This window comes from Rhizobium indigoferae (genome assembly GCF_034554815.1).
Taxonomy (GTDB): domain Bacteria; phylum Pseudomonadota; class Alphaproteobacteria; order Rhizobiales; family Rhizobiaceae; genus Rhizobium; species Rhizobium leguminosarum.
Genome location: NZ_CP140635.1, coordinates 2066490 through 2079469, shown reverse-complemented (window position 1 = coordinate 2079469; position 12980 = coordinate 2066490). Strand labels below are relative to the sequence as shown.

At 60.2% G+C, this 12980-nt stretch carries 14 protein-coding genes; 11 read left to right on the top strand and 3 right to left on the bottom strand.

Features of this window, described 5'->3' with window-relative positions; all coding sequences use genetic code 11:
• Positions 1-139: 139 nt before the first annotated feature.
• The 8 genes from sufB to sufA all read left to right on the top strand — a co-directional run bounded on the left by sufB (position 140) and on the right by sufA (position 6302).
• Complete coding sequence (sufB, locus tag U5G49_RS10650) at positions 140-1609, top strand: Fe-S cluster assembly protein SufB (protein ID WP_018242169.1); 1470 nt, start codon at positions 140-142, stop codon at positions 1607-1609.
• Between the two features lie 60 nt (positions 1610-1669).
• The gene (locus U5G49_RS10645; RefSeq protein WP_246288704.1) at positions 1670-1888 is read left to right on the top strand and encodes a GIY-YIG nuclease family protein; all 219 of its coding nucleotides are present in this window, start codon (positions 1670-1672) and stop codon (positions 1886-1888) included.
• Positions 1869-2012 (top strand): GIY-YIG nuclease family protein, encoded by a 144-nt coding sequence (locus U5G49_RS10640; protein ID WP_080764107.1) that lies wholly within the window; start codon positions 1869-1871, stop codon positions 2010-2012. The genes U5G49_RS10645 and U5G49_RS10640 overlap by 20 nt, the downstream gene beginning before the upstream one ends.
• Positions 2013-2113: 101 nt before the next feature.
• On the top strand, positions 2114-2869 hold the full coding sequence (gene sufC, locus U5G49_RS10635) for a Fe-S cluster assembly ATPase SufC (RefSeq protein WP_018445225.1): 756 nt from the start codon (positions 2114-2116) through the stop codon (positions 2867-2869).
• Positions 2870-2894: 25 nt separating this feature from the next.
• Complete coding sequence (gene sufD / locus U5G49_RS10630) at positions 2895-4169, top strand: Fe-S cluster assembly protein SufD (protein WP_028733776.1); 1275 nt, start codon at positions 2895-2897, stop codon at positions 4167-4169.
• 12 nt (positions 4170-4181) lie between these two features.
• Positions 4182-5423, top strand: coding sequence for a cysteine desulfurase (locus U5G49_RS10625; protein WP_018445227.1), 1242 nt, complete (start codon positions 4182-4184; stop codon positions 5421-5423).
• 12 nt (positions 5424-5435) lie between these two features.
• Entirely contained in the window at positions 5436-5816 is a 381-nt protein-coding gene (locus U5G49_RS10620) for an SUF system Fe-S cluster assembly protein (RefSeq protein WP_003559708.1), read from the top strand.
• Between the two features lie 93 nt (positions 5817-5909).
• Positions 5910-6302 (top strand): Fe-S cluster assembly scaffold SufA, encoded by a 393-nt coding sequence (sufA, locus tag U5G49_RS10615; protein ID WP_011652130.1) that lies wholly within the window; start codon positions 5910-5912, stop codon positions 6300-6302.
• 66 nt (positions 6303-6368) lie between these two features.
• On the opposite strand, the gene U5G49_RS10610 is transcribed toward sufA, so the two are convergent.
• Positions 6369-6674 carry a flagellar basal body rod protein FlgC gene (locus U5G49_RS10610; RefSeq protein ID WP_193442345.1) on the bottom strand — a complete coding sequence of 102 codons (306 nt, stop codon included), beginning with the start codon at positions 6672-6674 and terminating at the stop codon, positions 6369-6371.
• Between the two features lie 192 nt (positions 6675-6866).
• On the opposite strand from U5G49_RS10610, the gene U5G49_RS10605 reads away from it, so the two are divergent.
• Together U5G49_RS10605 and U5G49_RS10600 are read left to right on the top strand one after the other, a co-directional pair.
• On the top strand, positions 6867-7103 hold the full coding sequence (locus U5G49_RS10605; protein ID WP_193442343.1) for a hypothetical protein: 237 nt from the start codon (positions 6867-6869) through the stop codon (positions 7101-7103).
• A 264-nt stretch (positions 7104-7367) separates the two neighbouring features.
• Positions 7368-9653 (top strand): FdhF/YdeP family oxidoreductase, encoded by a 2286-nt coding sequence (locus tag U5G49_RS10600; protein WP_193442341.1) that lies wholly within the window; start codon positions 7368-7370, stop codon positions 9651-9653.
• Between the two features lie 33 nt (positions 9654-9686).
• Here the strand turns inward: U5G49_RS10600 and U5G49_RS10595 are convergent, their stop codons facing one another.
• Both U5G49_RS10595 and U5G49_RS10590 read right to left on the bottom strand, forming a co-directional pair.
• Positions 9687-10733, bottom strand: a complete 1047-nt coding sequence (locus tag U5G49_RS10595) for a glycoside hydrolase family 25 protein (RefSeq protein WP_130652466.1) — start codon at positions 10731-10733, stop codon at positions 9687-9689.
• A 398-nt stretch (positions 10734-11131) separates the two neighbouring features.
• Positions 11132-11755, bottom strand: a complete 624-nt coding sequence (locus tag U5G49_RS10590) for a TetR/AcrR family transcriptional regulator (protein WP_018242160.1) — start codon at positions 11753-11755, stop codon at positions 11132-11134.
• A 95-nt stretch (positions 11756-11850) separates the two neighbouring features.
• Between U5G49_RS10590 and U5G49_RS10585 the strand changes: the two genes are divergently transcribed.
• Complete coding sequence (locus tag U5G49_RS10585; protein ID WP_193442339.1) at positions 11851-12819, top strand: SDR family NAD(P)-dependent oxidoreductase; 969 nt, start codon at positions 11851-11853, stop codon at positions 12817-12819.
• Positions 12820-12980: the final 161 nt, after the last annotated feature.

The following is a 12980-nucleotide window of genomic DNA, read 5'->3' as shown; positions in this document are numbered from 1 at the left end:
GTCAAAACTTGCGGAAACGCAAATTTCTGCTTGCCAATCGGGCTGAAAAGTCCCTTTTGGCCTCTTACATAAAGGGCAAGACAATTGCCCAAACGCTACAAGCTGCCGGACCTTGTATCCGGCGAGATTGGAGAATGAGATGGCTGCCGTGCAGGAAACAATCGACCAGGTCCGCCTGATCGATGTGGACCAGTACAAATACGGTTTCGAGACCGTCATCGAGATGGATAAGGCGCCAAAAGGCCTGTCCGAGGACATCATTCGTTTCATTTCGGCGAAGAAGCAGGAGCCGGAGTGGATGCTGGAATGGCGTCTCGAGGCCTATCGTCGCTGGCTGACGCTGGAAGAGCCGACCTGGGCGCGCGTCAACTATCCGAAGATCGATTTCAACGACATCTATTATTACGCCGCGCCGAAAAGCACGCCGGGTCCGAAGTCGCTCGACGAGGTCGATCCGGAGCTGTTGAAGGTCTATGAGAAGCTCGGCATTCCGCTGCGTGAACAGGAGATTCTTGCCGGCGTCGAGAAGCCGAAGATCGCCGTCGACGCCGTTTTCGACAGCGTCTCGGTCGTCACCACCTTCAAGGCAGAGCTGAAGAAGGCCGGCGTGATCTTCATGTCGATCTCGGAAGCCATCCGCGAATATCCCGATCTCGTCCGGAAATATCTCGGCTCGGTCGTGCCGACCTCGGACAATTATTACGCGACGTTGAATTCGGCGGTCTTTACCGACGGCTCCTTCGTCTTCGTGCCGAAGGGCGTTCGTTGCCCGATGGAGCTGTCCACCTATTTCCGCATCAATGAGAAGGGCACCGGCCAGTTCGAGCGCACGCTGATCATTGCGGAAGAGGGCGCCTACGTCTCCTATCTCGAAGGCTGCACGGCGCCGCAGCGCGATGAAAACCAATTGCATGCCGCCGTGGTCGAGCTGGTTGCGCTCGATGACGCCGAGATCAAATATTCAACGGTGCAGAACTGGTATCCGGGCGACAAGAACGGCAAGGGCGGCATCTACAATTTCGTCACCAAGCGCGGCGATTGCCGCGGCGACCGTTCGAAGATCTCCTGGACGCAGGTCGAAACCGGCTCGGCGATCACCTGGAAGTATCCGTCCTGCATCCTGCGCGGCGACGACAGCCGCGGCGAATTCTACTCGATCGCCGTGTCCAATGGCCATCAGCAGATCGACAGCGGCACCAAGATGATCCATCTCGGCAAGAACACGTCGAGCCGCATCGTCTCCAAGGGCATCGCGGCCGGTGTTTCCAACAACACCTATCGCGGCCAGGTCTCGGCTCACCGCAAGGCGTCGAATGCGCGCAACTTCACGCAGTGCGATTCGCTTTTGATCGGTGACAAGTGCGGTGCCCATACCGTGCCCTACATCGAGGCGAAGAATTCGACGGCGCAGTTCGAGCATGAGGCGACAACCTCAAAGATCTCCGAGGACCAGCTGTTCTACTGCCTGCAGCGCGGCATCCCGACCGAAGCGGCGATCGCACTGATCGTCAACGGCTTCGTCAAGGAAGTCCTGCAGGAACTGCCGATGGAATTCGCTGTTGAGGCGCAGAAGCTGATCAGCATCTCGCTCGAGGGCTCGGTGGGGTAAACACGGTTTCCGTCATCCTCGGGCTTGTCCCGAGGATCTGCAGCGGCCAGAGAACAAAGGATGAGTGGTTTCGTCTACATGATGTCCGACAAACCGCGAGGCGTGATCTACACCGGCGTCACGAGTGATTTGCACGGACGCATATGGGAACACCGCAACGAGATCCAGAAGGGCTTTACGCAGAAATACAGAGCAAAGAGTCTTGTCTGGTTTGAGAACCACTCGAACATCGTGTTGGCGATCCGATTGAGAGAAGTCTTTGAAACGCTACCTGCGTGAATGGAAAATCAAGCTTATAGAGGGCATCAATCCGACCTGGATCGACCTTTACGAGCGGATCGATGAAATCGAGAATATCTATCGACCGCATCCGAATACGCGGGAGTGGAGCGATTACAATTGAAGGCTTAGATCCTCGGGACAAGCCCGAGGATGACGATCGAGACCGATGAGCACGGTCAATCAGGCGGCACTTGGACCCGCCTTATGGACAGGAAGAACGAAATGCTTGAAATCAGAAACCTCCATGCCCGCATCGCCGAGGACGGCACCGAGATCATCCGTGGCCTGAACCTGACGGTGAAGGCCGGCGAAGTTGCCGCCATCATGGGGCCGAACGGCTCCGGCAAGTCGACGCTCTCCTATGTGCTCTCCGGCCGCAGCGATTACGAAGTCACCGAGGGCGACATTCTCTATAATGGCGAGAGCATCCTCGAGCTCGATCCGGCCGAGCGTGCGGCCAAGGGCATCTTCCTCGCCTTCCAATATCCGGTCGAAATCCCCGGTGTTGCCACCATGCAGTTCCTGAAAGTGGCGATGAACGAGCAGCGCAAGGCGCGCGGCGAAGACGAATTGACGACGCCGGATTTCATGCGCCGGGTCAAGGATGCTGCCGGCAAGTTGCAGATCAATACCGAGATGCTGAAGCGGCCGCTGAATGTCGGCTTTTCCGGCGGCGAGAAGAAGCGCGCCGAAATCCTGCAGATGGCGCTGCTCGAACCGAAGCTCTGCGTGCTCGACGAAACCGACTCCGGCCTCGACATCGACGCGCTGAAGATCGTCGCCGACGGCGTCAATGCGCTGCGTTCGCCGGACCGCGCGGTTGTGGTCATCACCCATTACCAGCGCCTGCTCGACTATATCGTGCCGGATACCGTCCACGTGCTCTACAAGGGCCAGGTGATCAAGTCGGGCGACAAGACGCTGGCGCATGAGCTGGAAGCCAACGGCTATGCCGACATTATCGGCACGGCGGCCTGAGTTTCGGGTGGAAAGGACGACGTCCATGAACATGCAGACGACGAGCCGCCTGACTGCGGCCGAGACGGCGTTGATCGAGGCCTTCAACCAGCAGATCGGCGAGCTGCCGGGCAATGGTGCGGTGACGGCCCTGCGCGACCGGCTTCTCGACGACCTGAAGAAGGCCGGCCTGCCGACGCGCCGCATCGAAGCCTGGCATTATACCGACCTCAAGAATCTGCTGCGCACCGTTCCGCCGCAGGCAGGCGATGCCGGCTCGGAGGCGTTGGAGCCGCTCGTTGCTGATGCCACGGTGCTGGCGGTGATCCAGGGCCATTCCAACCAGAAGGCTACGGCCGACGGTCTTGGCGTTTCGGCCTATTTTGAACGTCTGCTTGACGGCTCTGCCGCAGGCGGGCTCGATGCGCTCGGCAGCGACGACGCCGTCGGCCGGATCAATGGCAGCTTCGTGCGCGACGGCTATGTCATCGACGTGCCTGCCGATGCCGAGCTTGAAAACCCCCTTGAAATCCAGTTCATCCATGCGGGTGGGCAGGCACATACGCGTCTTCCCGTGGCCTTCGGCGCCGGTGTCAAGGCGACCGTCATCGAGCGTCACCTCACGGTGACCGGTGATGCGGCCCTCGTGTCCCACGTCAGCGACATCACGGTCGGCGAAGGCACGGAACTGACCTGGATCATCCTGCAGCAGCAGGGGCCCGACGATACGCATCTCGGGCAGATCCGTATCGATCTCGGCGCTGACGCCAAGCTCCGGCTTTTCGTCATCAATGCCGGCGGCAGGCTGGTGCGCCAGGAGCTTAACATCAAGGTGACGGGCGAGGGCGCCGATCTGACGTTGCGCGGCATCAACCTGCTCGGCGGCGACAGCCATACCGACGTGACGATGGTGCTCGGCCACGACGTGCCGAACACCGGCTCGACCGAAGTGATCCGCAACGTCGTCTTCGACCGCGCCAAAGGTGTCTTCCAGGGCATGATCCGGGTCGCGCCCGATGCGCAGAAGACCGATGCCAAGATGGCCTGCAACACGTTGCTGATGTCCGACGATGCCGAATTCTCGGTCAAGCCCGAGCTCGAAATCTTCGCCGACGACGTGCAGTGCGGCCACGGCGCGACGGTGACCGATATCGACGCCAATCATCTCTATTACATGATGGCGCGCGGCATTCCGGAGAACAAGGCGCGGGCGATGCTCGTCAACGCCTTCGTCGCCGAGATCGTCGAGGAACTGGAAGACGAAGCCCTTGTCGAGGCGCTGGAAGGCGTGATTTCGGCCTGGCTCGAAAAGCACGCCTGATCGGATATATCAATGGACAAGATAGCGCCGGCCACCCAATACGACGTCGAAGCCATTCGCCGGGATTTTCCGATCCTGGCGGAGAAGGTGCACGGCAAGCCGCTGGTCTATCTCGACAACGGTGCCTCGGCGCAGAAGCCGCAGGTGGTGATCGACGCCATCTCGCATGCCTATAGCCATGAATATGCCAATGTGCATCGCGGCCTGCACTATCTCTCGAATGCGGCCACGGACGCCTATGAGGCAGCGCGCGAGAAGGTGCGCCGCTTCCTTAATGCGCCTTCGGTCAACGACATCGTTTTCACCAAGAATTCGACGGAAGCGATCAACACCGTCGCCTATGGCTGGGGCATGCCTAGGATTGGCGAAGGCGACGAGATCGTCCTGACGATCATGGAGCACCATTCCAATATCGTGCCCTGGCACTTCATCCGCGAGCGGCAGGGCGCCAAGCTTGTCTGGGTGCCAGTCGACGACGAGGGCGCTTTCCATATCGAAGATTTCGAGAAAAGCCTGACGGAGCGCACCAAGCTCGTCGCCATCACCCATATGTCGAATGCGCTCGGCACCATCGTTCCCGTCAAGGAAGTCTGCCGGATCGCGCATGAGCGCGGCATCCCGGTGCTGATCGACGGCAGCCAGGGCGCCGTGCATCTGCCGGTCGATGTGCAGGATATCGATTGCGACTGGTACGTCATGACCGGTCACAAGCTCTACGGCCCGTCCGGCATCGGCGTGCTCTACGGCAAGAAGGAGCGGCTTTTCGAGATGCGGCCGTTCCAGGGCGGCGGCGAGATGATCTTCGAAGTTGCCGAGGATATGGTGACCTATAACGACCCGCCGCATCGTTTTGAGGCCGGCACGCCGCCGATCGTGCAGGCGATCGGGCTCGGTTATGCACTCGACTATATGGAGAAGGTTGGACGCGAGGCGATTTCGCGCCACGAGGCCGATCTTTCTGCCTATGCGGTCGAGCGGCTGAAATCGGTCAATTCGCTGCGGGTCTTCGGGACGGCGCCCGACAAGGGGAGTATCTTCTCCTTCGAGCTTGCCGGCATTCATGCCCATGACGTCTCGATGGTGATCGACCGGCAGGGTGTTGCGGTCAGGGCCGGCACGCATTGCGCCATGCCGCTCTTGAAACGCTTCGGCGTCACATCCACATGCCGTGCATCCTTCGGCATGTACAATACCCGCGCCGAGGTCGATGCCCTGGCCGATGCGCTTGAATATGCGCGCAAGTTCTTTGCTTGAGGAGTGTCCGTAATGAGCCTGGACGAAAGCGAACAGAAGATCGACGTGCGCGAAGGCATCGTGCATTCCAGCATTCCTGCCGATGAGTTGGCGCGGCTGAGCGACGACGTCATCAGCGCACTGAAGACCGTCTACGATCCGGAAATTCCAGCCGACATCTTCGAACTTGGTCTGATCTACAAGATCGACATCGAAGACGACCGGATGGTGAAGATCATGATGACGCTGACCGCCCCGGGCTGCCCGGTTGCCGGCGAGATGCCCGGCTGGGTCGAAAACGCCGTCGGCGCCGTAGAAGGCGTATCAGGCGTCGAGGTGGCCATGACCTTCGATCCGCCGTGGACGCCGGATCGCATGTCCGAAGAGGCGCAAGTCGCCGTCGGCTGGTACTGAGATCCCGCGGTATTGATCCGTTTACCTCAGGGTACTACATTTGAGTCACGATGCGCCGGATCTTGACCCCGGTTGCGGAAGGAGAATGAGCCGATGGGCTTTGCAATCATGAGCATGACGGACGGGGCTGCGGCCCGCGTCAAAGCGATCGTCGAGAATTCTGGGCCTGATGCCAAGGGCGTGCGCGTCGGCATCAAGAAGGGCGGCTGCGCCGGGATGGAATATACCATCGACCTGGTGACCGAGCCCAATGCCAAGGACGACCTGATCGAGCGCGATGGTGCCAAAGTCTGGGTCGAGCCGTCGGCAGCCCTCTATCTGCTCGGCACCGAAATGGGCTTTGAGACGACGACGCTGCGCTCCGGCTTCACCTTCACCAATCCCAACCAGACGTCGGCCTGCGGCTGCGGCGAATCCGTCGAGCTGAAGCCTGCCGATCTCGCTGCCCTTGCTGCCCAGCGCCAGGGCGAGCCGGTGCATTCCTGATAGCCGCGACTTTCAGGCTGGCGGGAAATTCTCAGCCAGCCAATTCTCGATGAAATTAGGGCGTGCTCAATCGCGCTTGATGCTCATCAGCATTTCCCACATATCGGCGCCGGTCTCGAAGACCACGGCGTTCGCCTTGTAGCTCTGCTCGGCTTCGATCAGATCGGTCAGTTCGGTGGCCGGATCGACATCGGATGCCGTCGGGCCGACGAGGGCCTGGACGCCGCCTGATACAACGGAGGTGAGGCTGGTATTCAGCCTGGCATAGCCCGGCGTGCTGCTGTTTGCGATGTTGTTGGCAATGGCGCCGACACGTGTGGTCTGCGCCCGCATTCCCGAAAGAGCAATGCTCGTAATACCCGATATGCTCATCGGCCGTTCCCCCAGAACTGGATGGTAACCTTCTAGCTGTGAGGGTTTAGGAAATGCTGAAGGCTTTGCGTTAGCAAAAGCCTTAGGTCAGGGCCTTGTGCCGTCGCCTCTGTTCAAGATCGGCACGGGACTATATCCAGGATAGGCGGCAGTGGAGCGCCTTTGCGACGATTTTCAAGTTCGATATGGTCCATGGCTATACTCCTTGGCTGGAATGAACGGATTTCGGAATGGGGCGATCTGGTTGCGCGGCTGGCAATTTTGCGTTCCTGTTCGCTGGCCTTGAAAGAACAGTCGAGCAGATTTGAAATGCAGGACATTCAATGCTGGTGTAGCTGGGCCTATACTTCTGTCCAGGTTTCAGCGGGGCCGACGAGATTGGGATGGGATGACCGGATCAACAAGATCATCCCCAATACCTATGTATAGTTTCGTTACCTGCTATCGGGACGGTAAGGTCTGGGTGTCTCTCGGAAAGACTTCCATGTGGAGACCGGCACCGCGAATGTGCCAATAGACCTCGGCATGTCCCCTCCCGCGCCGAAGTCTCGTGGATCCGATGATCCGCCAGGACCGCTCCGCCCCCTCGGAGCGGTCCGATCTTTTTTAAGAGGATGTCCGCGCCATCTATCGCATGGCATCCCTTTGCGTTGATAATAGGCGCTGACCCTCGGCGGATTTGTGGAGCAGGTGATGACCAAGAAGCGGCCGAAAGGCATCGAGAAATACACGGCCCCCGCCGGCGGCTGGGGTGCACTCAAAGCCGTTGCCGAAACCCTTGCGCGCCAGCAGGTCATTGCGCAGGGGGCTGCGACGCTGCTGAAAGCCAATCAGCCCGAGGGCTTCGATTGTCCGGGCTGCGCTTGGCCCGATCCCAAACATACGAGTTCGTTCGAGTTCTGTGAAAATGGCGCTAAAGCGATCACCTGGGAATCCACGGCGAAACGTGCCGGGCCTGACTTTTTCGCGGCGCATACGGTCGCCGAACTGTGGCAATGGAACGACCATCAGTTGGAAGACCAGGGCCGCCTGACGCACCCGCTGGTCTATGATCACGCCAGCGACCGTTACCTGCCGATCGGTTGGGAGGAAGCCTTCGCGCTGATCGGCGCGGAACTGCGCAAACTGCCCGATCCTGACATGGCTGAATTCTACACATCGGGACGCGCCTCGAACGAGGCTGCATTCCTGTTCCAGCTTTTCGTCAGGGCCTACGGCACCAACAATTTTCCCGACTGCTCGAACATGTGCCATGAGGCAACCAGCGTCGGCCTGCCACACTCGATCGGGGTCGGGAAGGGCACGGTGACCCTCGAAGATTTCGATCATGCCGATGCGATCTTCAGCTTCGGCCACAATCCTGGCACCAACCACCCGCGGATGATGACCACTCTGCATGATGCCGCGAGGCGCGGCGTCCCGATCGTGGTCTTCAATCCCCTGAAAGAACGCGCGCTCGAGAAATTTGCGGCACCGCAGAACCCGGTGGAAATGGCGACGATGTCTTCGACGCCGATCGCATCGGCTTATCATCAGCTGCGCACCGGCGGGGATCTCGCTGCCCTCAAGGGCCTGATGAAGCGGATATTCGAGCGCGACGATGCCGATATCGCGGCAGGCGGCAAAGGCTTTCTCGACCGGGAATTCATCGAAGCCCACACGATCGGACTGGAGGCTCTCAAGGCCGATATTGCAAAGACGGAGTGGACGTCGATCCTGAAGAGATCAGGACTGACGCTCGAAGCGCTCGACAGCGCCGTTGATGTCTATCTCAACGCCCGCAATGTCATCCTCTGCTATGGCATGGGCATCACCCAGCACAGCCACGGCACCGCCAATGTCCAGCAGCTTGCCAACTTCCTGATGTTGCGGGGAAATATCGGCCGCCGGGGTGCTGGTATCTGCCCGCTGCGGGGGCATTCGAACGTTCAAGGTGACCGGACCGTCGGGATCACCGAGATCCCCAACAAGGCGCTTCTCGATGGTATGGAGAAGGCCTTCAGTTTCCGCCCGCCCGAGGAGAAAGGCCATAATGCCATCGAGGCCATCGAGGCGATCATCGAAGGCCGGTCGAAGGCGCTTGTCTGTCTCGGCGGCAATCTCGCCGTCGCCATATCCGACCCGGAAGCGACGTTCGAAGGTATGCGCAAGCTCGACCTTGCGGTCCATCTCGCGACAAAACCCAATCGCTCGCATCTGCTGATCGCCCGAAACTCCATCATCCTTCCTGTCCTCGGTCGTACCGATCAAGACATTCAGAAGACGGGACCACAATCGGTGACCGTCGAGGATTCCATGTCGATGGTGCACGCCTCACGCGGCTTTCTGAAGCCGCCCGGCGACGAACTAAGGTCCGAACCGGCCATTATCGCCGGCATCGCCAAGGCAACGCTCGGCGCCAAATACGATATCGATTGGGACGGGATGGTCGCTGACTACAACCGCATTCGGGAAAAGATCGAGGTGGTCTTTCCCGATTTCCATGATTTCAACACAAGGGTCAGGAAACCCGGCGGTTTCCGGCTCACGGTGGCCGCCTCCGATCGGCAATGGCGCACGCCCTCAGGAAAAGCGCAGTTCCTCATCGCGCCTGGACTGGAGGAAGATCCGCGCCTTGCAGACGCAGACACACTGGTTCTGACAACGCTGCGCAGTCACGACCAGTACAACACGACAATCTACAGCCTTGACGACCGCTATCGAGGTGTCTTCGGCCGCCGTGATGTGATCTTCATGAACAGCGGGGATCTCTCCGCACGCGGCCTCGCCGACGGCGACAAGGTCGATATCGAGTCGGTCGCTGAAACCGGCAGCAGGGCGGTCAAAGGCTTCACCGCAGTGGCCTACGACATCCCTGTTGGCTCCATCGCCGGATATTATCCCGAGATGAACAGGGTCATCGCGCTTGGTGATTACGACCGGAGATCGGGAACGCCTGCCTACAAGGGCGTGCCGGTCAAGGTGCAGAAGTCCGCGTGAGGTCAGGCAAGCGGACTGGCCTGGCGGGCTCGGCTACCGCGACGCCACCCAGTCGTGCCAGTCGCTTTCGTTGCCGTTGAACACGTTGAGATCGATCTTGCCGTCGACGCCATCGGAAAGGCCGGAGCCGGAATACTGCCAGAAGAGCCACTTGCGGCCCGGATAAACCTTGGAGGGATGAGCGGCGACCGAGCGCAGCCAGAAGGGATAGTCGAGCAGTTGCCCCTTCAAATTGTCGCGGTAGAAGTCCGGCGCCGTGTAGATGATCGGGCGTTGGCCGTAATAGCGCTCCAGCTTGTCCATGAAGACCTGCATCTTTTCCCGGACACGTGCAGGCGAGATGCGCCTCTTGCAGCTCGATTCGCCGTTCCATTCAACGTCGATGACGGGTGGAAGAGCGTTGGCTTCCCTCGGCACGTTGCGGATGAACCAGTCGGCCTGTTCGCCGGCTGTCCGGCACCAGTAGAAGAAGTGATAGGCGCCGTGTTTCAGGCCGGCTTCCTTGGCCCGGCGCCAGTTTTTCTTGAACATCGGATCGAGGTGATCGCCGCCGTCGGTGGCCTTGATGTAGACGAAGTTCGCGCCTTGCCGCCGCAAGGTCTCCCAGTCGATCTCGCCCTGCCAGCGCGACACGTCGACTCCGTGGACGGCTAGCTTTCTCGGCGAGGTGGAGCCGAAGTTGATCGGCTTGGCATCGCGGAACCGGTGGCCGTAAATTTGTCCGCGGGTCGGCGACCTCGTGCCGACATCGGGCATTGTATTGCCGGTGGGATTGGTCGGCATCAGCAGGGCGACCGGCTTTTCCGTCGGCATCGGCATGCCGACCGGCCTGTCTGCGGGCACGAGCGCCTGCGGCTCTGGAACCTCTCCTGTCCAGCTCAACGCTTGCTGCGGCGGGCTTGTCTGGGGCGCAGGATCGCCCACGGCGGCAGCCGGTATCGGGCCGCTCGGCTGGGTGATGGCGTTGGTCGTTTCCCGCGACGGTACAGGGGTGAGCACATCTTCGGCGCCAGAACTTGCGGCGCATCCCGACAGGATCAAGGCGGCGAGGAGGATTGCTGGCACAGCCGATGGACGCATAAGAACCTGCACGCAAAACAAGGGACCGACGATGATCCATGTTGATGGAAGCCGCCTTTATGAATTGCTAACAGAGACTTGCTAAGAAAGGTTAAATTTGATCCTTGAGCGCCAAAAGCATAAAGCCCCTCCCAACCCGTGGGAGGAGCTTTGGCTAACGCTGCTATTCGGCCGCCTCGACGTAGATTTCCACCAGCGGGCAGCTGCAGATCAGGTTGCGGTCGTCGTAGACGTTGTCGACGCGGAAGCCGCCGGGCGAGAAGCAGGCCTGTTCGCGGCTATGGGGGCGATCCCAATCGCCGACGAGGTTCTTCCAGCTTCGCGGAGATCCTCCATGTCGATGTTGCCATTCTTGCGCAACTCCATCTGAGACGGCCGTGCCGGATGGTACGACAGCCTCAGCGACTGGCTTTCATGCCCGCTATCAGAATATCGATGAGTTGCCTTGCCGCATCCCGCCAGGCGGGGCCACAGCTGATGCTCGCGCCGCCCGCCAGGGCGCGCAGGATATCGAGTGGGTCCATCGCCAGACGGATTTCACCGGTGGCGACTGCGCGATCCACCAGCAGATTGACGGCACCTATGATCAAATCGGCGGAATCGGCATAGAGCTCGGAGGTGCCGCCGACCAAAGAATCCAGCACCTCGGACATGCCGTGTTTCGTCACGACATAATCCACGAACTGCACCAGCCACAGGCGAAGCGCTTCGACAGGCGGATGTGTATCGGCAAGACTTTTGGCGGCAGCGGCAAGCTGCGTCGTCTCGTTGCGGTAGATGGCGGAAACCAGTGCATCGCGCGTCGGGAAATGGCGATAGAGTGTGCCGATGCCGACGCCCGCGATGCGGGCGATTTCCTCCAGGCTGGCGCTGGAACCCTTGTCGGCAAAGACGGTCTTTGCCGTTTCCATCAGCAGAAGACGATTGCGTTCGGCATCCGCACGCGGCTTTCGGACGGTGGGTCCGTCACTTTTTTCAGCCATTTCCGAGAAGTCCCCTTGATAACCGGAGGCACCCTCCATATTTATCTGGAGGCATCCTCCTTTTATTTCATTTGAGGCCGGCGGGCAATGGTCCACCAGCCCGGAGCGGTGCGTCCATAATCAAGGAGATAATCATGAGTGGACTTTTTGGCGCGACATCAACCACCGATGAGGTGCTCGCCGGCGTCGATCTCAAGGGCAAGCGGGTTCTGGTGACGGGTGTTTCGGCCGGCCTCGGCGTGGAAACCGCGCGCGTGCTGGCAGCCCATGGAGCGCAGGTGGTGGGTACGGCACGTGATCTTGCAAAGGCGAGGGCGGCAACGGAAGTCGTGCGCGCCGGTGCGGCCAATGGCGGCAGCCTGGATATCGTCGAGCTTGATCTTGCCTCTCTGGCAAGCGTGCGCGCCTGCGCCGATGCGCTCATTGGGGATGGCCGGCCCTTCGATGTCGTCATTGCCAATGCCGGCGTGATGGCGGCTCCTTTCGGCCGCACCGCCGATGGCTTCGAAACGCAGTTCGGCACCAACCATCTCGGTCATTTCGTGCTGGTCAACCGCATCGCGCCGCTGATCAAATCGGGCGGCCGAGTGGTGATCGTCGCATCCTCGGCCCATCGCATGGCGCCCTTTAGCCTCGACGACCTCAATTTCGAGAGCAAGACCTATGAGCCCTGGGCGGCCTATGCCCAGTCGAAAACCGCAAATATCCTGTTCGCAGTGGAACTCGACCGGCGCCTCAAGGAGCGCGGCATCCGTGCAACGGCACTGCACCCCGGCGGCATCCAGACCGAACTCGACCGTCATCTCGACCCTAATATGATTGAAGGCATGATAACGCAGATCAACGCAGCACTCGCCGCCGAGGGCAAGCCGTCCTTCCAGTGGAAGACGATTCCTCAGGGTGCGGCTACCTCCGTCTGGGCAGGTTTCGTCGCCCCGGTAGACGCGGTCGGCGGCAAATATTGCGAGAATTGCCACATCTCCGAAGTGACGGATGCGGAGATCAGCCCGATTTCCGAAGGCGTGCGCACCTACGCGCTCGATCCCGAGACGGCCAGGGCATTGTGGGCCAAAAGCGAGGATATGGTCGGCGAGCGCTTCTAGGCCGTAAACCGGCACGCTTCGAGCTGATAGAGAGCAGGGGAACTGGGAAACTGGTGCCCTTGCCGAGGAGTTGAACCTGGATCAGCGGCTAACCAGACAGCTGCTCTGACGTTGAGCTACGCAGGGCGTAGCATGTTATGCCAGAGATGACGTTCGCAGGC